This is a genomic window from Paraburkholderia sp. SIMBA_027 (assembly GCF_046535315.1).
GTDB classification, from domain to species: domain Bacteria; phylum Pseudomonadota; class Gammaproteobacteria; order Burkholderiales; family Burkholderiaceae; genus Paraburkholderia; species Paraburkholderia tropica.
Map to the genome: position 1 here is coordinate 57,400 of NZ_JAWRWY010000026.1, position 20,220 is coordinate 77,619.

At 59.1% G+C, this 20,220-nt stretch carries 24 protein-coding genes, 1 pseudogene and 2 riboswitches; of the genes and pseudogenes, 21 read left to right on the forward strand and 4 right to left on the reverse strand.

What is annotated here, in order from left to right:
- Positions 1-4: 4 nt before the first annotated feature.
- Positions 5-1,120 carry an aspartate-semialdehyde dehydrogenase gene (asd, locus tag SB764_RS34440; RefSeq protein ID WP_110329857.1) on the reverse strand — a complete coding sequence of 372 codons (1,116 nt, stop codon included), beginning with the start codon at positions 1,118-1,120 and terminating at the stop codon, positions 5-7.
- Between the two features lie 270 nt (positions 1,121-1,390).
- Here asd and SB764_RS34445 point away from each other — a divergent pair, with 270 nt between their 5' ends.
- Positions 1,391-1,822, forward strand: a complete 432-nt coding sequence (locus tag SB764_RS34445; RefSeq protein ID WP_321920465.1) for a MarR family winged helix-turn-helix transcriptional regulator — start codon at positions 1,391-1,393, stop codon at positions 1,820-1,822.
- Between the two features lie 193 nt (positions 1,823-2,015).
- A complete protein-coding gene (locus tag SB764_RS34450; RefSeq protein WP_410866119.1) occupies positions 2,016-2,456 on the forward strand; it encodes a tautomerase family protein in 441 nt (146 codons plus the stop codon).
- Positions 2,457-2,590: 134 nt separating this feature from the next.
- Here the strand turns inward: SB764_RS34450 and adh are convergent, their stop codons facing one another.
- Positions 2,591-4,111, reverse strand: a complete 1,521-nt coding sequence (gene adh / locus SB764_RS34455) for an aldehyde dehydrogenase (protein WP_110329855.1) — start codon at positions 4,109-4,111, stop codon at positions 2,591-2,593.
- A 452-nt stretch (positions 4,112-4,563) separates the two neighbouring features.
- Between adh and SB764_RS34460 the strand changes: the two genes are divergently transcribed.
- The 13 genes from SB764_RS34460 (at position 4,564) to SB764_RS34520 (ending at position 14,099) form a co-directional block, all read left to right on the forward strand.
- Positions 4,564-5,325 (forward strand): AraC family transcriptional regulator, encoded by a 762-nt coding sequence (locus tag SB764_RS34460; protein WP_183717405.1) that lies wholly within the window; start codon positions 4,564-4,566, stop codon positions 5,323-5,325.
- Positions 5,326-5,403: 78 nt separating this feature from the next.
- Complete coding sequence (locus tag SB764_RS34465) at positions 5,404-6,501, forward strand: threonine aldolase family protein (RefSeq protein WP_110329853.1); 1,098 nt, start codon at positions 5,404-5,406, stop codon at positions 6,499-6,501.
- Positions 6,502-7,024: 523 nt separating this feature from the next.
- Positions 7,025-7,114: riboswitch (glycine riboswitch) on the forward strand.
- Positions 7,115-7,118: 4 nt separating this feature from the next.
- A riboswitch (glycine riboswitch) is annotated at positions 7,119-7,210 on the forward strand.
- Positions 7,211-7,271: 61 nt separating this feature from the next.
- Complete coding sequence (locus SB764_RS34470) at positions 7,272-8,477, forward strand: D-amino acid dehydrogenase (RefSeq protein ID WP_410866120.1); 1,206 nt, start codon at positions 7,272-7,274, stop codon at positions 8,475-8,477.
- Between the two features lie 299 nt (positions 8,478-8,776).
- A complete protein-coding gene (locus SB764_RS34475) occupies positions 8,777-9,733 on the forward strand; it encodes a 2-dehydropantoate 2-reductase (protein ID WP_237182053.1) in 957 nt (318 codons plus the stop codon).
- A 259-nt stretch (positions 9,734-9,992) separates the two neighbouring features.
- Complete coding sequence (locus tag SB764_RS34480; RefSeq protein WP_237182052.1) at positions 9,993-10,139, forward strand: FAD-binding protein; 147 nt, start codon at positions 9,993-9,995, stop codon at positions 10,137-10,139.
- A gap of 10 nt (positions 10,140-10,149) precedes the next feature.
- Positions 10,150-10,332 carry a hypothetical protein gene (locus SB764_RS34485; RefSeq protein WP_237182051.1) on the forward strand — a complete coding sequence of 61 codons (183 nt, stop codon included), beginning with the start codon at positions 10,150-10,152 and terminating at the stop codon, positions 10,330-10,332.
- 274 nt (positions 10,333-10,606) lie between these two features.
- Entirely contained in the window at positions 10,607-10,765 is a 159-nt protein-coding gene (locus tag SB764_RS34490) for a hypothetical protein (RefSeq protein WP_237182050.1), read from the forward strand.
- A gap of 45 nt (positions 10,766-10,810) precedes the next feature.
- Positions 10,811-10,999, forward strand: coding sequence for an FAD-linked oxidase C-terminal domain-containing protein (locus SB764_RS34495; RefSeq protein ID WP_237182049.1), 189 nt, complete (start codon positions 10,811-10,813; stop codon positions 10,997-10,999).
- Between the two features lie 198 nt (positions 11,000-11,197).
- Positions 11,198-11,812, forward strand: a complete 615-nt coding sequence (locus SB764_RS34500; protein WP_237182048.1) for a (Fe-S)-binding protein — start codon at positions 11,198-11,200, stop codon at positions 11,810-11,812.
- A gap of 28 nt (positions 11,813-11,840) precedes the next feature.
- Positions 11,841-12,032, forward strand: a complete 192-nt coding sequence (locus SB764_RS34505) for a (Fe-S)-binding protein (RefSeq protein WP_237182047.1) — start codon at positions 11,841-11,843, stop codon at positions 12,030-12,032.
- 325 nt (positions 12,033-12,357) lie between these two features.
- The gene (locus tag SB764_RS34510; protein WP_111475086.1) at positions 12,358-13,047 is read left to right on the forward strand and encodes a class I SAM-dependent methyltransferase; all 690 of its coding nucleotides are present in this window, start codon (positions 12,358-12,360) and stop codon (positions 13,045-13,047) included.
- A 219-nt stretch (positions 13,048-13,266) separates the two neighbouring features.
- Positions 13,267-13,563, forward strand: coding sequence for an H-NS family nucleoid-associated regulatory protein (locus SB764_RS34515; RefSeq protein WP_110329849.1), 297 nt, complete (start codon positions 13,267-13,269; stop codon positions 13,561-13,563).
- Positions 13,564-13,805: 242 nt separating this feature from the next.
- Positions 13,806-14,099 carry a hypothetical protein gene (locus SB764_RS34520; RefSeq protein WP_321920470.1) on the forward strand — a complete coding sequence of 98 codons (294 nt, stop codon included), beginning with the start codon at positions 13,806-13,808 and terminating at the stop codon, positions 14,097-14,099.
- Between the two features lie 223 nt (positions 14,100-14,322).
- Here SB764_RS34520 and SB764_RS34525 read toward each other — a convergent pair.
- Positions 14,323-14,568, reverse strand: a pseudogene (locus SB764_RS34525) (transposase); the annotation flags it as partial.
- A 409-nt stretch (positions 14,569-14,977) separates the two neighbouring features.
- Between SB764_RS34525 and fliE the strand changes: the two are divergent.
- The 6 genes from fliE (at position 14,978) to tnpC (ending at position 19,098) form a co-directional block, all read left to right on the forward strand.
- Positions 14,978-15,319 (forward strand): flagellar hook-basal body complex protein FliE, encoded by a 342-nt coding sequence (gene fliE, locus SB764_RS34530; protein WP_110329847.1) that lies wholly within the window; start codon positions 14,978-14,980, stop codon positions 15,317-15,319.
- A 150-nt stretch (positions 15,320-15,469) separates the two neighbouring features.
- Complete coding sequence (gene flgB / locus SB764_RS34535) at positions 15,470-15,967, forward strand: flagellar basal body rod protein FlgB (RefSeq protein ID WP_110329846.1); 498 nt, start codon at positions 15,470-15,472, stop codon at positions 15,965-15,967.
- Between the two features lie 84 nt (positions 15,968-16,051).
- The gene (locus SB764_RS34540; RefSeq protein ID WP_410866127.1) at positions 16,052-16,411 is read left to right on the forward strand and encodes a DJ-1/PfpI family protein; all 360 of its coding nucleotides are present in this window, start codon (positions 16,052-16,054) and stop codon (positions 16,409-16,411) included.
- 150 nt (positions 16,412-16,561) lie between these two features.
- Positions 16,562-17,041, forward strand: coding sequence for an IS66-like element accessory protein TnpA (gene tnpA, locus SB764_RS34545; protein WP_408588832.1), 480 nt, complete (start codon positions 16,562-16,564; stop codon positions 17,039-17,041).
- Entirely contained in the window at positions 17,041-17,394 is a 354-nt protein-coding gene (tnpB, locus tag SB764_RS34550) for an IS66 family insertion sequence element accessory protein TnpB (RefSeq protein WP_181441131.1), read from the forward strand. The genes tnpA and tnpB overlap by 1 nt, the downstream gene beginning before the upstream one ends.
- Before the next feature lie 99 nt (positions 17,395-17,493).
- Positions 17,494-19,098, forward strand: a complete 1,605-nt coding sequence (gene tnpC, locus SB764_RS34555; RefSeq protein WP_183040844.1) for an IS66 family transposase — start codon at positions 17,494-17,496, stop codon at positions 19,096-19,098.
- A gap of 211 nt (positions 19,099-19,309) precedes the next feature.
- On the opposite strand, the gene SB764_RS34560 is transcribed toward tnpC, so the two are convergent.
- Positions 19,310-20,197 carry a LysR substrate-binding domain-containing protein gene (locus SB764_RS34560; protein WP_110329841.1) on the reverse strand — a complete coding sequence of 296 codons (888 nt, stop codon included), beginning with the start codon at positions 20,195-20,197 and terminating at the stop codon, positions 19,310-19,312.
- Positions 20,198-20,220 lie beyond the last annotated feature (23 nt).

Here is a 20,220-nt window from a genome sequence, read left to right on the forward strand (position 1 = left end):
TATGTTAGGTCGTACTTAAGATAATACCCAAGACACGGCGCAGCGGTTCAGCGGCCCCCCAAAGTAACTGGTCGCCAGTAGTCAGAACGCTGTAAATTCCGTCGCCAAGGTTCATCTTCCGTAGCCTGCCGACCGCGACCTTCAACGAACCGCTAACAGCGGCAGGACTCAGGCGCCGTATCGATTCTTCTCGGGTATTCGGAACGAAATCGACCCACTCGTTCCCATTCCCGATGAGTTTCTCCAAACTTTCGACGTCCCGGTCCTCCTTCAGCTTGAGCGTGATCGCTGCAGAGTGACTTTGCAGCGCCGCAACCCGTACGCAAAGCCCGTCGACGCGGATAGTGCCTGGCGCCAGACCGAGTATCTTGTTGGCCTCGACTTCGCCCTTCCATTCTTCGCGGCTAATGCCGTTTCCGAGATCTGAATCGATCCAGGTGATAATGCTGCCCGCGAGCGGCACACCAAATCGGGTGATTGGATAGTCGTCGCTCGCCGCAGCGAAGCGAGCGCGATCCAATACGTCAATGGTCGGCGTCGCGGGATCGGCGAGTGCCGCGCGCGTGTGATCCGATAGCGCGGTCATTTGACCAAGCAGTTCAGTCACATGGGTGGCACCCGCACCTGATGCGGCCTGATAGGTCATCATAGACATCCAATCGACGAGCCCAGCTTGGAGCAGCCCGGCCAGGCCAACGAGCGATAAGGTGATGGAACAATTGCCACCGATAAAATTCTTCACCCCCGATGCGATAGCCGCGTCGATGTGTACTCGATTGACCGGGTCGAGAGCGATTACGGAGTCACTGTCCATGCGCTTTGCCGATGCCGCGTCGATCCAGTAGCCATTCCAACCGGCGGCCCGCAGAGCGGGGTAGATTGCCTTCGTGTAACTGCCGCCTTGGCACGTGACGATGATGTCCATCTCTGCGAGTTGTTCGATCGCGTGGGCGTCACGTAGTGTGTGCTCTCTGCCTCTATGATCGCGCGTGCGCTGGCCAGCGGCCGATGTACTGAAATACGTCGGCGCGATGTGCGCGAAGTCGTTTTCTTCCCGCATACGCTTTAGAAGGACGGAGCCGACCATGCCTCTCCATCCGACCAATCCCACTTTTCTCATGTTTCGCTTTCCCCGGCAGGCATGGCCTGCTCGCACGCCCACAATCGGTTGAAGCCAATACTCTCCGTCATCATTACCTGGCGGCTTTGGATAAAATAGCCGTTATTTGCATGGTGCCGTACTTCCTTGACGGTCCGACGAGAGGGTGAGCCTGTCTCGTCAGGGGGGCATTTGCAGGTCCTCAGCTGCTGGCGCGTGGCTATACTGTCGCTTGTCTTACTCGACCCGATAGCTTGCGGGTGCGCCTATCTAGAGTTCGTCGATTCCAACATGTTCACTGATTGTTACTGCACACAATTCCGGCGCTCCGCGAATGCACTGACCGGGGTCTACGACGACGCTCTACGTCCTGTCGGTTTAAAAATCACGCAATTTTCACTTCTGCGTGCACTGGAGCGCCTCGACGCGGCGACTTACACGGAGATTGCAGGCGAAGTCGGACTCGACAAGACCACTATTTCTCGCAACCTCAAGCTCCTGATCGATGCCGGATGGGTTAACGTAACCTCTGAGGCCGACGCTCGCGTCAAGGTTGCGCGATTGAGCAAAGAGGGCGCCGAAAAATTGCGCAGTGCCGAGCCTTACTGGAGGCGTGCCCAGAATCGGGTTGAGCGTGATGTCCAGAGGTTCATGAAAGGCGCTGCCAAGGAGCGCTTGCTCGAGGCGCTGGAGTCGCTGCAGCGTCCGGACGACCGGGGCTAGAAAGGCGGCCTGCGAACGCTTTATTTTGTCGCGCCATTCACAAGGGTTAATCCTTCCTGACGGGCAACCGCTCCAGCGAATAAGATGCACCTACAACCATTTGCAGGCCTGATGGTTGCTCGGATATTGAGTGCGGCTTGCCGCTTCACTATCGGCCATAGAGTTTTAGCTACATTTATTTGAGGAGCGCGCAATGCCGACATACGTTGTGACGGCAGCTGAGGGCCGTTTCACCCCCGAGGAAAAAGGCGAAATCGCAAAGGGAATCACACATGCCCACAGCAGTGCGACCGGGGCACAGGGATTCTTTGCGCAAGTCATATTTTCCCCTGTCGCCGCAGGCAATCACTTTCTCGGGGGGAAGCCACTGAAAGCAGACCACATTTTTGTACATGGTCAGATTCGGGCAGGGAGAACGAACGAACAGAAACAGGGCCTGCTCGACGGCATCGTGGGTGTCGTGGCGCGTGCTGCAAACACCGACAGCCGCTACGTTTGGGTCTACCTGGCTGAGTTGCCCGCCGCGCAGATGGTGGAGTATGGGAAGCTGCTGCCGTCTCCCGGTGGCGAGTTGGCTTGGCTGGAGTCAATGTCTCAGGAAGATCGGGACTATCTGACCAGCGTTGGACGATAGGTCGTTGCGCAGCGAGGCGCGAAGTTCAGTGCGGTGCGTCTCATAGACACACCGCACTGCAGACGATACGCAGAGCAGAGAAAAGATAACAACACACCCGGCGCGGATACGTGATCCGCCCCAGCTCGCATAGGTCAGAAGAACCCGAGCGGCTTCGCGGCGTAACTTACGAGCAGATTTTTCGTCTGCTGATAGTGATCAAGCATCATCTTGTGGTTTTCGCGCCCGATACCGGATTGCTTGTAGCCACCGAACGCAGCGTGCGCAGGGTAGAGGTGGTAGCAATTGGTCCAGATGCGACCTGCCTGAATCGCCCGACCGAATCGGTAGGCACGATTGCCGTCACGCGTCCAGACGCCCGCTCCGAGGCCATAGAGCGTGTCGTTCGCAATCGCGAGTGCTTCTTCCTCATTCTTGAAGGTGGTAACGGAAACAACGGGCCCGAAAATCTCTTCCTGGAAGATTCGCATCGAATTGTTTCCGCGGAAAATGGTCGGCTTCACGTAGTAGCCGTCGCGCAGATCGCCGTCCAGTCGGTTTTGCTCGCCGCCGATCAAACATGTGGCGCCCTCGTCCTTGCCGATCTGCAGGTATGACAAGATCTTCGATAACTGTTCGTACGAAGCCTGCGCCCCGATCATCGTGTCGGGGTTGAGCGGATGTCCTTGCTTAATGGCGGCCACGCGTGACAGAGCACGTTCCATGAATTTTTCGTACGCGGATTCCTGGATGAGTACCCGCGACGGGCTAGTGCATACCTCGCCCTGATTCAGGGCAAACATCGCAAAGCCCTCGAGTGCCTTGTCGAGGAAGGAATCGTCTGCGCTGACGACGTCATCGAAGAAGATGTTCGGGCTCTTTCCGCCCAACTCGAGCGTGACCGGAATGAGATTTGTGCTCGCGTACTGCATGATGAGACGGCCGGTCGAGGTTTCGCCCGTGAATGCCACTTTCGCCACCCGAGAGCTCGATGCTAGCGGCTTGCCGGCTTCCACGCCAAAGCCGTTAATGATGTTCACGACCCCCGGCGGAAGCAGATCGGCGATCAGCTCGATCAGCACCAAGATTGACGCGGGAGTCTGCTCAGCCGGCTTCAGCACCACGCAGTTGCCGGCCGCTAGTGCGGGCGCGAGCTTCCACACCGCCATCAGCAGCGGGAAATTCCAGGGGATGATCTGTGCTACGACGCCAAGCGGTTCGTGAAAATGGTATGCGACGGTATCCTGATCGATCTCGGCCAATGTACCTTCTTGCGCCCGCACGCATCCTGCGAAATAGCGGAAATGGTCGATCGCGAGCGGTAGATCGGCGGCACGCGTTTCACGAATGGGCTTGCCGTTGTCGATCGTCTCCGCAACGGCGAGACGTTCGAGGTTGTCCTGCATTCGGTCGGCGATCCGATGCAGAACGAGTGCGCGTTCGGCAGGCGAGATAGCCGCCCAGGCTCCCTTGGCAGCGTGGGCGGCGTCCAACGCCATCTCGATATCTTCTGCCTGAGAGCGCGGTACGTCACACAGCGGCTTACCTGTGATTGGGGAAACATTGGTGAAATATTCACCGGCCAAGGGCGGAACCCATTTTCCACCGATGAAATTGTCATACTTGCGTCGATAGGGGAACGACGTCGTCAGATGTTCAAGGTCAGCATGATTCATGGAGTGTCTCGCTTGAGATTAGAGGGACGCAGGACGAAGAGTGTCCTCAACACGGACCAGCGGGGGGAGGCGCCAGGCCCTGATCGGGACGTTCCGTTACGGATCGTTGAGTTGCACATGCGCGTCGACGCGTGGCCGGCCAAGCATCCTCGCGGCTTCCTCGTGCCGGGTGATGGACAAAATTGCGGTTTTGTGCAAAATCGGGACTCGCGGAACGAATTGGCAGCGTCATAGGTGCATAATTTGGAAGATTGAAGATTATTTAGATGTAGCTACAATCATTGCGTCCGGTCTGCGCCACATGGCAGGCCGCGAATGCACCGGTGCCTCGTTTCTGCTGGATGATCGTTGGCCACCACTGACTATGGGGCACGAACATGAGTACTGGACATACGTCCCGATCAAACCAGGCAAAATTTTGGCGCGAGCCTGGCTTCGCGGATGCTGAACTGATGACTGCGAGCTATCGCACCCATCGGTTTCCGCCGCATGCACACGATGAGTTCGCGATCGGCGTGATTGAACGCGGGGCACAGGCATTTCTCGAGGGCCGCGGTCGACGGTTAATCATGCCGGAAGGCGCGATCTGCGTGATCAATCCCGGTCAGCTGCATGAAGGGCGTCCGGCAATTGAGGGCGGTTGGGATTACCGCATGGTGTACGTGTCCGCGTCAGCTCTGCTCGGCCTGGTGCGAGACGCGGACGGCGCACCGCAGCGGTCCGTGCATTTTCCCGATGTCGTGATGGATGACCCGGATACGATGTTGCTATTTCGCACCGCACACATTTGCTCGGAATCTCACGACGCGAGCCAGCTTGAAAAGACATCCCGACTGACAACCGCGATGACCCAACTCGTGTTGAGGCACGCGTCTACAGCTCGTCGGCCTTCCATCGGGGGAGCAATGCCAGGGGCGGTGAGGCGGGCGCGTGACTATATCGATGCCCATTTTGTGGATAATCCGTCGCTCGACGTAATCGCCCAGGTAGCAGGGATGAGCGCTTACCACCTGCTGCGCGAGTTCAAGAAATCAGTCGGGGTCGCGCCCCATGCGTACCTTGTGCAACGCCGAGTCGCGCTGGCTAAGCACCTTGTGCTTCGGGGGGTGCCGCTGCGGCAGGTTGCCATTGAGGTCGGCTACTGCGATCAAGGGCATTTGAGTCGGGAATTCAGTCGCTTCTTCGGCGTGCCGCCGGGTATCGCTCGGCAGTAAATCCGCAAGTTTGTCCAAATCCCCGGCCGGTATGTGGCTGAAGCTGTGCTCACTATTCACCTGATTCGGGAGCACACTATGATCGATCTGCGAAGCGACACCTGCAGCCAGCCTACCAAGGCCATGCGCGACGCCATAGCCAACGCACCAGTCGGCGACGACGTATACGGCGACGATCCGACCGTCAAAGCACTTGAGCGAGAAGTCGCGGAACTGCTTGGCAAGGAAGATGCCGTTTACATGGTGACGGGCACGATGACCAACCAGGTCGCGATCCGGGCGCACACCGAGCCGGGCGATGCCGTGCTCTTCGATCAAAATGCCCATGTCTACATTCTTGAAGGCGGTGCGCCGGCGGCGTTCTCTGGAGTGCTCCCGCGTCTGCTGCCCGGCGTGCGCGGCGTATTCACCCCGGAAGACGTGTCGAATGCACTCGGCGTGTCGCATCGGTTCTTCCCCAACACGATTCCCGCACCGGTCAAGCTGCTGTGTCTGGAAAACACCCACAACATCGGTGGCGGCAAGGTGTGGCCGATCGAGCGACTTCAGGCTGTCTGCGAGCTTGGCCGACAGCGCGGGCTCGCATTGCACCTGGACGGCGCGAGGCTATGGCATGCGACAGCTGCCACCGGGATTCCCGAGCGCGAATACGCCCGCCACTTCGATTCGGTCAGCGTCTGCTTCTCGAAAGGCCTCGGTGCGCCGGTAGGCTCAGCGCTGGCTGGCTCCCGTGACTTCATTGCTCGCGCGCGTCGTTTCAAGCAGCAAATCGGCGGTGGTTTCCGCCAAGCCGGGATTATCGCGGCAGGTGCGCTGCATGCACTGCGCAATCATCGTGAACGGCTTCAGGAAGATCATGAGCATGCTCGAATGCTCGCCAACGGTATCGCAGGTCTGCCTGGCATTTCGCTCGATGTTTCCGCGATCGAAACTAACATCGTGCGTTTCGGCGTCTCTTCGCTTCCCGCTGGAACATTCGTCGAGCGTCTTTACGACAAGGGTCTGTATGTACTGCCGTCCGGCGCAGATGGCGTACGCGCCATTCCTTATCTGAACATAACTCGCCAGCAGGTACAGGAAGCCATCGATATCATTTCGGTCGTCGCACAAGAGAACGCACGTAACGCTGGCGTGAGTGGACCTGGCGGCAAGGTGTCGTCTGGGGCCGGCTATTAATTACATTTTTTGGCGTCAGCCTAAAGTATTACCTTGATAGCAGTAAAAGCGGGGGTGACGATGCCCTCGTGACGGTCGCTATCTCTCGATCAGCTCGTCACACCAACTCGTTGGTGGCGCGTGGCAATGCGCGCAAGTGCGTTGCCACGCGTCTATCGAGAATGGCAGGGCGGAACCAAAGGCTCGAGCGATCAGGAAGTCAGTGCGCGTCTCGACGCAGTCGTTCATAGGGTGTGCACACGACCGGGGCAGATAACGGAGCGCACGTTCAGGTTGGCACCGATCAATTTGTCGAAAGGGAGTTCCGACCTGTCACTTTGCAGAGGAATGTCTCGCAAATTCGAACGGCTGCACAGGATTGGCGTGAGTGGAGCAGCTGCCTCACGCGTTGGCGATGCAGGGCGTACTACTCCTGCCGTTGGAAGGATCCACTCCTCCGACAAGATGCATCGGGGTGTCCGCGTCAAGCGGTGAGCCTAGCTATTGTCCGATGCATGTCATGGTAGTTTTGCAATCGTTGTATTCGTGCATCACGGGAGAGACCGCTCGATTGAGCGGCGCCGATGGAGCAACCGCCCCGGAAACTCTCAGGCAAAAGGACCGTGATGCGAGGACGCTCTGGAGAGCGGCGCCTCGTGCGCCCACCGAAGGGGAGCCACCGCCGTAACGCAACAGGGACAGTGGCGAAACTCTCAGGTAAACGGACAGATGGGGCATCCGCGTCGGCGACACATATCGCTGGCGATGCTCAATACAATCTGGACCAGAACATGTCACGAATCGCCATCATTGGCGCCGGTATTACCGGCGTCACTACCGCTTATGCCCTTTCGAATCACGGCCATAGCGTCAGTGTCTTCGAGCGGCATCGCTATGCCGCAATGGAGACGTCCTTCGCGAATGGTGGCCAGCTCTCGGCCAGCAATGCGGAGGTATGGAACAGCCGTGCCACTGTCCTCAAAGGACTGCGTTGGATGTTCACACGCGACGCACCGCTGCTACTGAATCCGCGGCCAAGCTTACACAAGTACGGCTGGATTGCCGAGTTTCTCGGAAACATCCCGCGATACGAAGCGAACACGATTGAAACTGTGAGGCTTGCGATCGCTGCACGCGCACACCTATTCCACATTGCGGAGCGCGAGGGCATCCAGTTCGATCTCGAGCAGCGCGGAATCTTGCACTTCTATGCAACGCGCAAGGAGCACGAAGCAGCAATGCGCGTGAATACCTTGCTGCGAGCGGGGGGGCTGGATCGTCGCCCAGTGACGCCGGAGGAGATGCGCGCAATCGAGCCGACTCTTCACGGCCGCTTTCAAGGAGGATTTTTCACTGAGTCGGATTCGTCCGGGGATATCCACAAATTTACCGGAGGGCTTTCATCGGCCTGCGAGCGTCGCGGTGTGCAATTTCACTACGACACGGCAATCGACAGCGTCGAATCCGTGGACTGCGGCAAGATTTTGATTTCTTCCGACCAACGACGCGAAGTCTTTGATCGCATCGTCATCTGTGCCGGCGTCGGCAGTCGCCGGTTCGCTGCGATGCTGGGCGATCATGTGAACGTCTATCCAGTCAAGGGCTATTCGATCACGGTACATCTGGATGATGAACCGAGTCGGAGCAGCGCTCCCTGGGTGAGCATCCTCGATGACCGCGCGAAGATCGTCACCAGCCGTCTTGGGACAGACCGGTTCCGGGTTGCGGGCACAGCAGAGTTCAACGGCGTGAACCGGGATATTCGTTCGGATCGGATCGAACCATTGATCAATTGGGTGCGTCGATACTTCCCTGTCGTCTCCACTTCGCGAGTTATTCCATGGGCAGGACTGAGACCGATGCTGCCAAGCATGCTGCCGCGCGTGGGTCGTGGCAGGCGCCCTGGTGTCTTTTACAACACGGGACATGGTCATCTGGGCTGGACTTTGTCGGCGGCAACCGCGGAGGCCGTTTCCTCCATGATCGGTGTAGATTGAGCGAATGGCAACATTGCCGTTTGCCAACAGAGCGTGCTTTGCCACAACTCGCCCGGATAGAGTTCGGAAACTCCCATTTGCAAGTCAGTCGCCTGCAAGTGCAGTGGCAGATCGACATCACCTCGGTCTATCGGGTTTTTGTCTTTCCGCAGCAGCGGCGAAAGTACGGTAACTACGGGCCCCTATCGTTTTTATAGATGAGATACTACTTTGATAGTAGTATCTCATCTATAGCGGTGTTCGCCCTCATAGAATGGGACCGGGCACCACGCCACATATCACGCAGAGCGGGACATTCGATGGCAGACAATATGAGCAACCGTCATGAAAGGCTTAGAGTTCTTATCCTTGGCGCTGGCGCACTGGGTGGTTACTATGGCTCCCGCTTGATCCAGGCCGGCGCTGATGTAACGTTCCTGGTGCGTCCCCGGCGCGCTGAAGCGTTGATGCGCGATGGATTGCGTGTATCGAGCTCATTGGGGGACTTCTCTTCGGCGGTCCGTACGGTGGCCGCGGACGCAGTGAGGCCGGGCTACGACCTGGTCTTGCTCACCTGCAAAGCGTACGACCTCGACGACGCCCTGAATTCGTTGGCGCCCGCGCTAGCCGGCGCAGCCGGTATTCTCCCCCTGCTGAACGGCATGGCGGTGTACGACACGCTAGACCGTCGCTATGGTCGAGCGCGTGTGCTGGGGGGCGTCTCGTATATCGCGGCGTCGAGCGCAGAGGACGGCAGCATCGTGCACATGGGCAATCAGGACAAGCTCATTGTCGGTGCGCGCCATCCGTCGCAACGCGATCTGGTCGGGCAGCTCCATGCGGCGTTCGCCGCCACATCGGGCTTGCGTGTGTTGTCCGAGAGAGTTGATGCTGACCTCTGGCAGAAGTGGGTAATGCTGTCCTCAGGCGCAGCCGCGACCTGCCTGATGCGCGGGCGCTTGTGCGATATCTTGCGAACGTCTGATGGCAAGAACTTGATCTCCGCATTGATCGAAGAGTGTGTAACTGTCTCCAGGGCGGAGGGCTTCGATCTCAGCCCGCAGGTCGTGGACGGCGTCCGTCGCTTTTTGCTGGATGCAGAGTCGACCTGGGCCGCATCCATGATGCGCGATATTGCGCGACTCTCCCCGCGTATCGAGTCGGAAGCGATCGTCGGTGACATGATCGCCCGCGCGGCACGCCACCAGATCGATACGCCATACTTGCGGGTTGCCTATGCGCATCTGCAAACGTACGTCCTACACAGCGCGAATTAATACAAGTGCTATTGGCGCAACCCTCACCATCGGTGCTGCGCCCCACCTGGCTATCGATCCGAAGAGTATCAGGCGCTACGCGCCGAGCGCGACGCTGCGTGCCGAGCTTCAGGAAGCGAAACCAGTTGGTAGAGACTACCGGCTTCGCACTGCGCGGTCATCTTGCTGAGCTGGGCGCGGAGTTTATGATGAGTGCCGGACGTGGACTTCACGCTGTCGCAGCCGGGCATGCCCGACGACATCGCACGAGCATCGTCGCGTGGTGGAAGCCATGCGCGCGTTCCAAGAAGCCGACTTACCGATGCTCACGCGTGGCGGGGGCACGTCGATGTGCGGGCAGTCGGTCAACGCGGCGGTCATCATCGACGCGTCGAAGTACCTCACGACCATCGGGGAAAACCGATGAGACGAGCCTCGTGGCTAAGGTGCGGCCGGGCGTGATCTGCGATCAGCTCAACGACGCCGCCGCGTTGCGCGAGCACCTCGCGGCGGGCGGCCGACGCGCGGAAATTGTCTCGGGTCTGCTCGGTCCCGTGGAGAGATACGGCGACGCCATCCGCGAAGGCTTTCCCAAACTCAAGCGCCGCGTCGCGGGCTAAAGCGCCGACCAGCTGCAGCCGGCGAACGATTTCAACGTCGCGCGTGCTGGTGGGCTCCGAAGGTACCGGCGTTTCCGTGCTGCGCGCGAAGACTACGCTAGTCATCAACCCCGTACATCGCCTGCTCGTGGTGTTCGGATTCCCGACCATTTTCGATGCCGCCGATTGCGTGCCGCAACTTCTGCCACGGTCGCCGATCGCGATGTGAGAGCTAGACACGGGCATCGTCGAAGGCTTTCGCGAGCGTTGCATCGCGCTGGCTGACATCGTCGATTTGTCAGAAGGCAATGCTTCGCTGATCGTCGAATTCGGCGCGTTCGACAAGGCCGTGGCGATGGAATTCGCGCAGCGCGCGGCGGCACTCGCGCCTGAGTTGTCGGGCACGCCGTCGGCGCGGCTCGTCGACGATGCCGCGCTCATGAAGCGTTTGTGATCAGCCCGCGAAACCGCCGCGTCGGCTACCTCCATCGGCGACGACATGTCGAAGCCCGATCCGGTCGTCGGCTGGGAAGATGCCGCCGTGGAGCCGCGCCATCTCGGCGCCTACCTGCGCGAATTCTCGGCGCTGTTGGAATTGTACGGCTACAAAACGAGTGTGTACGGCCGTTTCGGCGATGGCTGCATTTACTCGGGCATCACCTCGACCTGCGTAACGGGCAAGGCCTGAAGCCGTGGCGCGAGTTCCTGTTCGACGCCGCGAAGCTCGTCGTGAAGTACGAAGGCTCGCTGTCGGGCGAACGGTGCGACGGCTAGGCGAAGGGCGAGATGCTGCACCTGATGTACTCGCCGGAACTGATGGAAGCGTTCCGCGCCTCCAAGGCGATCTGGGATCCGCGCGAGCGTATGAATCCGGGCAAGCTGGGCGATGCCATGCCGGTGGACGACAAACCTGCGCCTCGGCACGACCTATCGTCTCTTACATGTGTCGCGCCAGTTCACGTTCGGCGATCTAGCGAAGCCCGACACGTTCGCGCGCGCGACGGAGCGCTGTATCGGCATGGACAAGTGCCGTTCGCTGGGCGGGGACAAGATGTGTCCGAGCTATCGCGCGTCGCGCGAAGAGAAGTATTCGACGCGCGGCCGCGCGCGTCTGCTCTTCGAACTGCTCAAGGGCGAAGTGATCGAGAACGGCCGGCAAAGCGCGGCCGTGAAGGACTCGCTCGATCACTGTCTGGCCTGCAAGGGCTGTCGCAGCGATTGCCCCACGCATGTGGAAGTCGGGAATCACAAGAGCCACTTGCTTTACGAGTATCACAAGTACAAGCGCCGTCATGTGATGGACGCGGTGGTGAGCCGCACCGGCAAGTGGCTGCCCGCCGCCACGCATGCGAGCGGGGTGGCGAATGCGCTGATGCGCAATCCGTCGTTCCGCAAGGTGAGCGCGAAATTCTTTCTCGCCCGAAGACGTGAAGTTTCCGGCCATCGCCGCGAAAGCTTTCCGCAACGGCGCGAGCGCGAAGCGCCTGCTCGCGCTGTGTGAAAGCACGACAAGCGGGAGGAGGAAGCGCATGCCCGTTCTGCTATGGGCCGACACATTCAACAACGGCTTCACGCCCGAAGCGATGGAAGCGGCGGTGCGCGTGTTCGAATCGAAGGGCCTCGAAGTGCGCCTGCTGAGCAGGCACGTGTGCTGCGGATGTCCGATGTACGACGCGGGTCTGCTCCACCGACATTTTCATGTCAACCGCGTAAGCCGGTAATCGGCCGACTATAGTTCAAAAGAATCTCGTCTCCACGAGCGCCACCAGCTCAGGAAGATTCGGCATCTCAGATCACTCTGCACGGTGCTCATGACCATCGATTAGTTATCGCCACATCTGAAATATTAGGTAAGGCATGCTAAGGTATCGAAAGTAGATTGCCGTTGCGCATGAGGATAGGTGAGTCGCACTGATCTTGCCGACCTAGCTTTTGGTGCATTCGTCGGAGCGGCGCGCGCAAACGCCTTATTGGTCTACATTTTTCAATACATGTGACAGCGATTGTCCCCGCAGTCATTTGATTAACCCGAACAACGCCAACACTGTGGATACGAACAATCTGATTCAGGTAATAGAATATTCAATCTTCAGAAAGACTACTGACAGCTTCGATGTTCTTCAGTGCGCAAAGATCGATGCAGCGCTGTCTTCAGCTCGGTACTATCAGCGAAACATGCTGAGATCCAAAAATTTCTCCAATGATCTGGATCATTTGGCGTTTTCGCTCGAGAACACTTGTATAAATGGTCTTTATTTAGAGTTTGGTGTGGCATCTGGGCGCACGATCAACCACATTGCTGGATTGAAAAGCGGACAGACAATCTACGGATTCGATGTATTCACGGGTCTGCCTGAGACATGGAGAACTGGCTTCGAGTCGGGCGCCTTCGGACGTGCCGCATTGCCGCCGGTACGGGAGAACTGCAAACTGATTTCAGGACTTTTCGAAAATACCTTGCCTCCATTTATAGAAGGCAAGTCCCGCGATATCGCATTCATCCATGTCGATTGCGATTTGTACGCGGGCACACGCACCATCTTGGAGACATGCCGGCCATATTTGAAGGCCGGCACCGTGATCTGTTTCGACGAGTATTTTAACTACCCCGGCTATGAGCAGCACGAATTTTTAGCTTGGCGCGAGTTTTATAATAAGTATGGAATTGCATATGAATATCTCGGCTTCGTCAGCAGTCACCAACAGGTATCGATTCGTATCACAGCAATCGCCTAGTTAAGGCGATTGCTGTTATCGCTGGCCCCTTGTTTGCAACGTGATGGTAAGAGTATTTCGGCTATGACTGAAAGGTTTGCATTTCCCACCAAGCTGAACACGCATTAGTCACTGATGGGCGTCAGCGTGCGTGCGGGGCGGGCAGCGGGCAACTGCCGGTTGCACTGACGCGAAGCGGGCTATGATCGTCATCATCGTATCCGATCGGGGAGATAGATCTTGGCGACATACAAGGAGCTGAAAGCACAAATGGCCGAGCTGGAGGCGCAGGCGGCTGCTGCCCGGGAGGCAGAGTTTCAGGAGGTCCTCGCTGACATCCGGGCGAAGGTGTCCGAGTACGGATTCACGGAGCAGGACATCTTCGGCCGCAGGCGTGGTGGACCGCGGGCGCCGGCGGCACACGTGGCGGCCAGATACCGTGACCCGAAGACGGGGGCGACCTGGTCGGGTCGGGGCCGGGCGCCGAACTGGATCAAGGACGCGAAGAACCGCGACAGGTTCCTGATCGACAGCTAATACGCGCGGGGAAGCAAACGTCAGGCATATGCGTTTCCACGAACGGGCGGCAGGCGGGTATCGCATCGGCGGTTGATGGTCAGTGAACACGCGCAACGGCATCGGGTGAGGGTCGACGCGATCCGGCGTACTCTCGACCATCTCAGATCGCCAGCGCATGCATGTAGCAACCGGCGAACGTGTTTGGCGCCAATCCCGGTGCGTAGCGCAATAGGTCCGGCGGCTCCGCGTAAAATGCGCTTATGTTTAACTCCGCGGAGCGCAGGTTGGTCAGGCCAAGGAAAGCAGAAAAATTGAAGGTTGTCGCAGTCCGCATCGATCCGGGCATTGAGCGCAGGCTACGGCTTCTGGCGGAAACAAGCGGCCGCAAGCCGTCTTTTTTCCTGCAGCAACTGATCGAAGGCGGGATCAGCGCGCTCGAGGAGGTCTGGCTGCCAGCGGACCAGTTGGCGCAGGTCCGCGCCGGCGAAGTACCCGGGCCCGCTGCGTTCCGGGCAGCCCCTGATCTGTTCGACGAACCGGAGTTTGATCGCTGAAGGGTTGCGTGCCCCAAGCGCTAGTCCGTTGCCCACCGACTGCTCATAGGGACCTGTGGTGGCATGGATGCGCTCGTCAAGCCTATTGCCGTGGACACGGCATTTTCCACTTCGTTAGATCGCCCAGTTGCAGAGGGAACGAACAGCTGCGGATGGGAGCGATTTTATGGGGCCGGTACAAGTTTCACTTCCCGAACGGATCAATTTTTACTTTGTCGGACGGTTGCCAGACACCAGCGTGCTGCCACTCGACCAGACGTCGCCAGCGAGCCGTGCCTGAACCGCATCCCATTTCTTGCGGGATCAGATTCCATGTAATGCCGGAGCGCAACACGAACACAATGCCTGCGAGCACCGCGCGGTCGGGTGTCGGTTTGCGGCCCGCATACTGGCGATTGCGTGGCGCTCGCGCAGGCAGAAGCGGTTCGATGAGTGACCACAATTCGTCGTCGATTAGTTCTTTAGGCATCGCATCCTGTCAGTCAAAACAAGACAGCAAGTTAAAACCAACCCAGAAAAGTTAACAGCCCCGAAATTTAATTTCGCAACAACTTCTTAGCCGAACCCGGGAGGACCGTCGCCGATATATAGGACCTCCAAGCTCGCTGACAACAATGGCCGCTCCCTGCTTGGCTCCGGACGGCCACTCGCAGCGCACGTTGCTGTGTTGAGTCGTCGTTCGGTAACTTATTGTCATAGTAGTTGCGAGCAAGATAACAAAGTTGTAATTGGACCGTATCCTTGGCGTCATGAAGGATCGTCATAATGTCCTCCGCTCTGGTGCGCGGGCTAAGAGCGACTCCTACAGACGAAACCAGCGCGCACCATGCGCAGCTTTAAGCCGGTTACGTTTGCCCGCGCCGCAATGACGGGAGATAGTGATGGTACCGGTAAATCCGATCACATCTGCTTTGCAGCAGATGCAAGTAATGGCGAATGAAGCGGCGAATCCGGAGTCGCTGGACTCTTCGGCGTCGGTTTCGTCTGCGACCAGCCAGGTTAGCTTCACGGAACTGCTTCAACAGTCGCTCGCGAAGGTAAGCGCCAGCCAGGCGTCGGCATCGGGTGAGATGCATGCGTTCGAACTTGGCGCGTCGAACGTCTCGCTCAATTCTGCGAAGATTGACGGCGCTAAAGCCGGCATTATGTTTCAGCAATCGCTGCAAATCCGCAACAGACTCGTAAGCGCCTATACCGACATCATGCAGACGCAGTTGTAGTGAAACGTCGGGCTTCTGGATGCTCAGAATTTGAGTCTTGGGCAATGCCGACCGATTTGCCAAAGGTTATTACGGACTCGGGGCCTTCTCAGTTGCCGAAATTAACGTTCTGTGACGCCTTGCACGCCCGATCAATCGTAAGGGACTTTAATGCTAGATAAGCTCGATGCCGCCTTCGCCTTTGACAAACAGGCGCTTGATGTCCGCTCGTACCGACAGGAACTGATGTCCTCGAACATCGCGAACGCAGACACGCCAGGCTACAAGGCGCGCGATGTCGATTTCGCGTCCTCTCTTGCCCGAGCACTGCGACGGAGCGACGGCACGGTGGGCTCGGGCCCGTCGAAAGGCTCTGCGCTGCCCATGATGGGGACTGCCAACATAACAAGCGGCGTGACGATGGCATTGACGCAACCCGGTCACATCGCCGGCGACACGACGCTCGTCGCAATGGGCGGACCTGCCGATGACTATGGCCCGTTGCTATACCGAATTCCAATACAGCCAGCGCTCGACGGCAACACGGTGGATCTGGATACAGAGCGCGTTCAGTTTGCGGACAACACGGTGCATTTCGAATCGCTGCTTACGGATGTGTCGGGAGAAATAAAGACGTTGCAGTCGGCGATCACGTCGGGCGGCACCTGAGGTTGGGAGACGTTGATCAGCGTAGCAACTTCCGCCGACGGGCGTGTAACCGACTCTTGAGCGTCCGACTGAACACAAGGCTGGATCAAATTTGACCGTCATGTTGGCGACGTGAAGGCCTCCGAGTACGACGCGTACATTGTTCCGGGCGGGACGTGGAATCCGGACTCCCTGCGAGCCGACCGGGACGTCCTGAATCTGGTTAACGAGGCTCATGCTTCAGGAAAGCTTGTCGCCGCAATCTGCCACGGTCCCTGGATCCTGGCAGATGCAGGGCTCCTTAAGGGGCGCCGCGCGACCGCATGGTGGTCGACGGAGAAAGATCTGACGAATGCTGGCGCGACCTACATTGACGAAGCCGTCGTAGTAGACGGGCGCATTGTGACCTCCCGTGCACCGACGGACCTCGAGCCGTTCGTCACGAGGATTGGTTCGATGCTGTAACGGACTCCGATTAGTGTCGACCACACTGATCTGAGCTGCGGGCGCCCATCGTCGACGGGACTTTCGTAAGCGCGAAATTCTCCGCACCTAGGCAGCGCTGCCGAATCGATCCACGATTGCGTCCGCAGACTTGAATTGCGGACGCAGATGATGACCGACACTGACTTTGACTTTCTCCCTCTGCGCGTAACCCGGACGTGCGCGGATGGCAAGCATCGATACGATCCGGAGGGCAAGCGTAAGTTGATCGCAGCCTGTCGCCGGCCGGGCGCGTCATTGGCTGGTCTGGCGCTGAAGGCTGGGGTCAATGCGAACCAGTTGCGCAAATGGGTGCAACTGGAAGAGCGACGTGAAGTTGCCGACGTTTCACATGATGCTATCGCGCAAGCACCGTCAACCTTCGTGCCGGTCGTCTTGATCGGCGAGTCACTGGCATCGACTCCTGCGGACACAGCATTACCAGCCCCGCAGCCGTTGCTGCAACGAGATCCGCCACGTCCGTCGCCGCGAGCTGCACCACTTGCGCGCTTGTCGGCAACACTGCCTAACGGTGTCGTGCTCGAGCTCGAATGCTCTGGGAGAGACACCTCGCTGGTCACGGCGATGATTGCCGCGCTGGGAGCGGGCTGATGTTCCGCTTCGACAACGACCTGCGGATCTACCTGCATCGCGAGCCGATCGACTTCCGGGCTGGACTGAATACGCTGGTGACGATGGTCGAACAGTCGATGCAGCTCGATCCGCTCGCGGGAGCCGTCTTCGGATTCCACAACCGGAAACGGGATCGGGTAAAGCTGTTGCTCTATGACCGTGCCGGCTTCTGGCTGATGTTGAAACGGCTCGAGGTGGATCGTTTCGCGTGGCCCCGTCGTCAGCAGGCCGTGATCGAACTCACGGTCGACCAGCTCCATCTGCTGCTCGACGGCGTCGATCTCGACGCGCTGCGTCCACATCCCGCACGACAGTACTGCTTCACGAGTTGAGGAGCGGAATCGCGAACGTCGTTGGCGAACAACGGCCGTCCCGGCTGTTACACATCTCCGTAAACCTGTGCGACGCCGCGCTTCGCTATCGTGAAGCGCATGAAAGCCGATCTCGCCCGATTGCCGCAGGCCGCCAAGGTCTATATCCACGAACTCGAAGCAGGTCTCGCCGAGCGCGATGCCAGGATCGACGAACTGACCAAGCGCCTCGACGCGTTGGAAGAGCAATATCGTCTCGCACTGGCCCGACAGTACGCGCCAAAGAGCGAAAAGCGCGAGGGCCGCGTGTTCAACGAGGCCGAAGATGCCGCCGACGCCGATCCAGACGGCGCAGGCGACAGTGACATGCCTTCGCTGCCGGACACCGGATTGCCGGAGCTCGACAAGCCCGAGCCGCGTAAGCGCGGCCGCAAGCCGCTGCCTGCGGATCTGCCGCGCGAGCGCATTGAGTACGACCTGCCCGAAGAGCAGAAGATCTGCCCGTGCTGCGGCAAAACCCTGCACCGCATGGGCGAGGACGTCAGCGAACAGCTGCACATGGAGGTCAAGGTATCGGTGCTGCAGCACGCGCGCGCCAAATATGCGTGCCGGCACTGTGAACGTCACGGCGTGCGTACGCCAATCGTGATCGCGCCAATGCCAGCGCAGCCCCTGCCGGGCAGCTATGCCAGTCCGTCGATGATCGCCGCCGTCACGGCCGGCAAGTACGTCGACGGCACACCGCTGTATCGAATGGAGGATGTGCTCGCGCGCTCGAACATTGCAGTCAGCCGCGGCACGCTGGCGAACTGGATCATCCGCCCGGCCGAGCTGCACTACGCGCGGATTTACGATGCGCTCAAGCAGATTCTGCGAAGCCAGTGGTTGATCCACGGCGATGAGACCACGGTCCAGGTGCTCAAGGAAAAGGATCGAAAGGCACAGGACACGTCGTACATGTGGGTCTACAGGAGCGCAGCGGACAGCGAGCAGCCGGTCGTGTTGTTCGAGTATCAACCTGGGCGCGGTGGGGAACATCCGCGTGCCTTCCCCGGCGACTACGCCGGCACGCTGATGACGGACGGTTGGCCTGCCTGGCGCACGATCAAGACGGCGATGCACCTCGGATGCCTGGCGCACGCGAGGAGGCTGTTTACGGACGCGCTCAAGGGCCAGAAGAACAAGCCGAGTCCCCGCATCACGAAGGCACTCGAGTTCTTCCAGGCGCTGTATCAGGTCGAGGCGCTCGCGAAGCAAACGCTGCCTGAAGGCGAAACGCTGACCGATTACCGGTATCGCCTGCGGCAGCAGCACAGCGTGCCGCTGTTGACCGCCTTCAAGACCTGGCTTGACGAGCTGGCACCGAAGGTTCTGCCGCAGAGCCTGCTGGGCGAAGCGATCGGTTACTGCCGTCGGCAATGGCAGTATCTGATCCGCTACGTCGATGACGGCCGTCTGCCGCTTGATAACAACGTCATCGAGCGCGACATCAGGCCGTTTGCCACTGCGAGAAAATCGTGGTTGTTCAGCGACACGGTTGCGGGTGCGAAGGCGAGTGCGATGGTATACAGCATGATGCTCACATGCCGCGCCTGCGGCGTCGAACCGCACGCCTGGCTGCTGCATGTGCTGACCGAATTGCCGCAGCGCGCCGCAGACGCGGACATCAGCGACCTGCTGCCGTTCAATTACGTGAAGCAACAAGCCGAGGCGAGCGTGAGCTGACACAGCGAGCGCGCCGCAGTCATCGCGCCGGCACACTTTACCGAAACCCAGATGCGGCCATCGCCGGTCAGCCTCGGCCGTAGCGATGCGGCTATGCTTGCCCATCAGCTGCAAATGATTCTCCATTCGGTGTGCTGAATTTACCGCTTACGGACTTTCGGGCGCCCGCTTCATTTGGGCATCAGTCCTCGACAAGCGGTGCGGTGCCCGGTCAGCCAGCCTCGACCTGGTCGAGAAACCATTCTTTTAGTGTCTCGACGGCTGGGACGGCCGCCTCCGCGCGTGGATGGACCAGGTAGTAGGCAGTTCGGAGCGCAAGCGCGAATACGAAAGGCTCGACAAGGGATCCGTTAGCCAGTTCGTCCTCCACAAGCAGCGCGCTCGTTAAAACGATGCCTTGGTTTCTAAGCGCCGCATCAATGGCCATCAACGACTGGTCGAAATGAATGCCGCGAATCGATTCGATTTCATCCGGCGAAAGTTCGCTGAATTTGCTTAGCCAGTCCACCCAGTGAGGGTGAAGCGTGTTATGCAGCAGTGTCGCTCGTGCCAGGTCAGCGGGCGCCTTCAATGCGAGCTCACTCGCGTAGCGCGGGCTGCAATACGCCCTGGCCTCATCAGCTCGAAGGAGGGTGACGCACAGATCAGCGTCGCTACCGTCGAAATACCGGACGGCTAAATCAACCGGTTCGAAATCGAAGTCGACAAGCGTGGTCGAGGTGGTCAGGTTGAGCGCAATACCTGGGTTTTCGCTCAGGAACGCAGCCATGCGCGGCGCGAACCACTTCGCGGCGAAGCTTGGCGGCATTGTCACGCGCAGGCCGCGCCGCCTGGACTCGCGAATCCTGTGACTCGCCAGGACGATTTGCGCTAGCGCTGGCTGTATCTGCAAAAAGTAGGCCTTCGCCTCTGGCGTTGGGATGAGCTGGCGTATCTGTCTGACAAAAAGGGGTGCGGTCAGCCACTCTTCCAGCTTCTGCACTTGCTGCCCAACCGCGCCTGGGGTGACATGCAATTCGACAGCGGCCTCCGAAAAGCTGCCATGGCGCATGGTGGCTTCGAACGCGATAAGAGCCTTCAGGGGTGGAGGTGTGTTCATGGCGTAGTTTTTCTATTGCATGC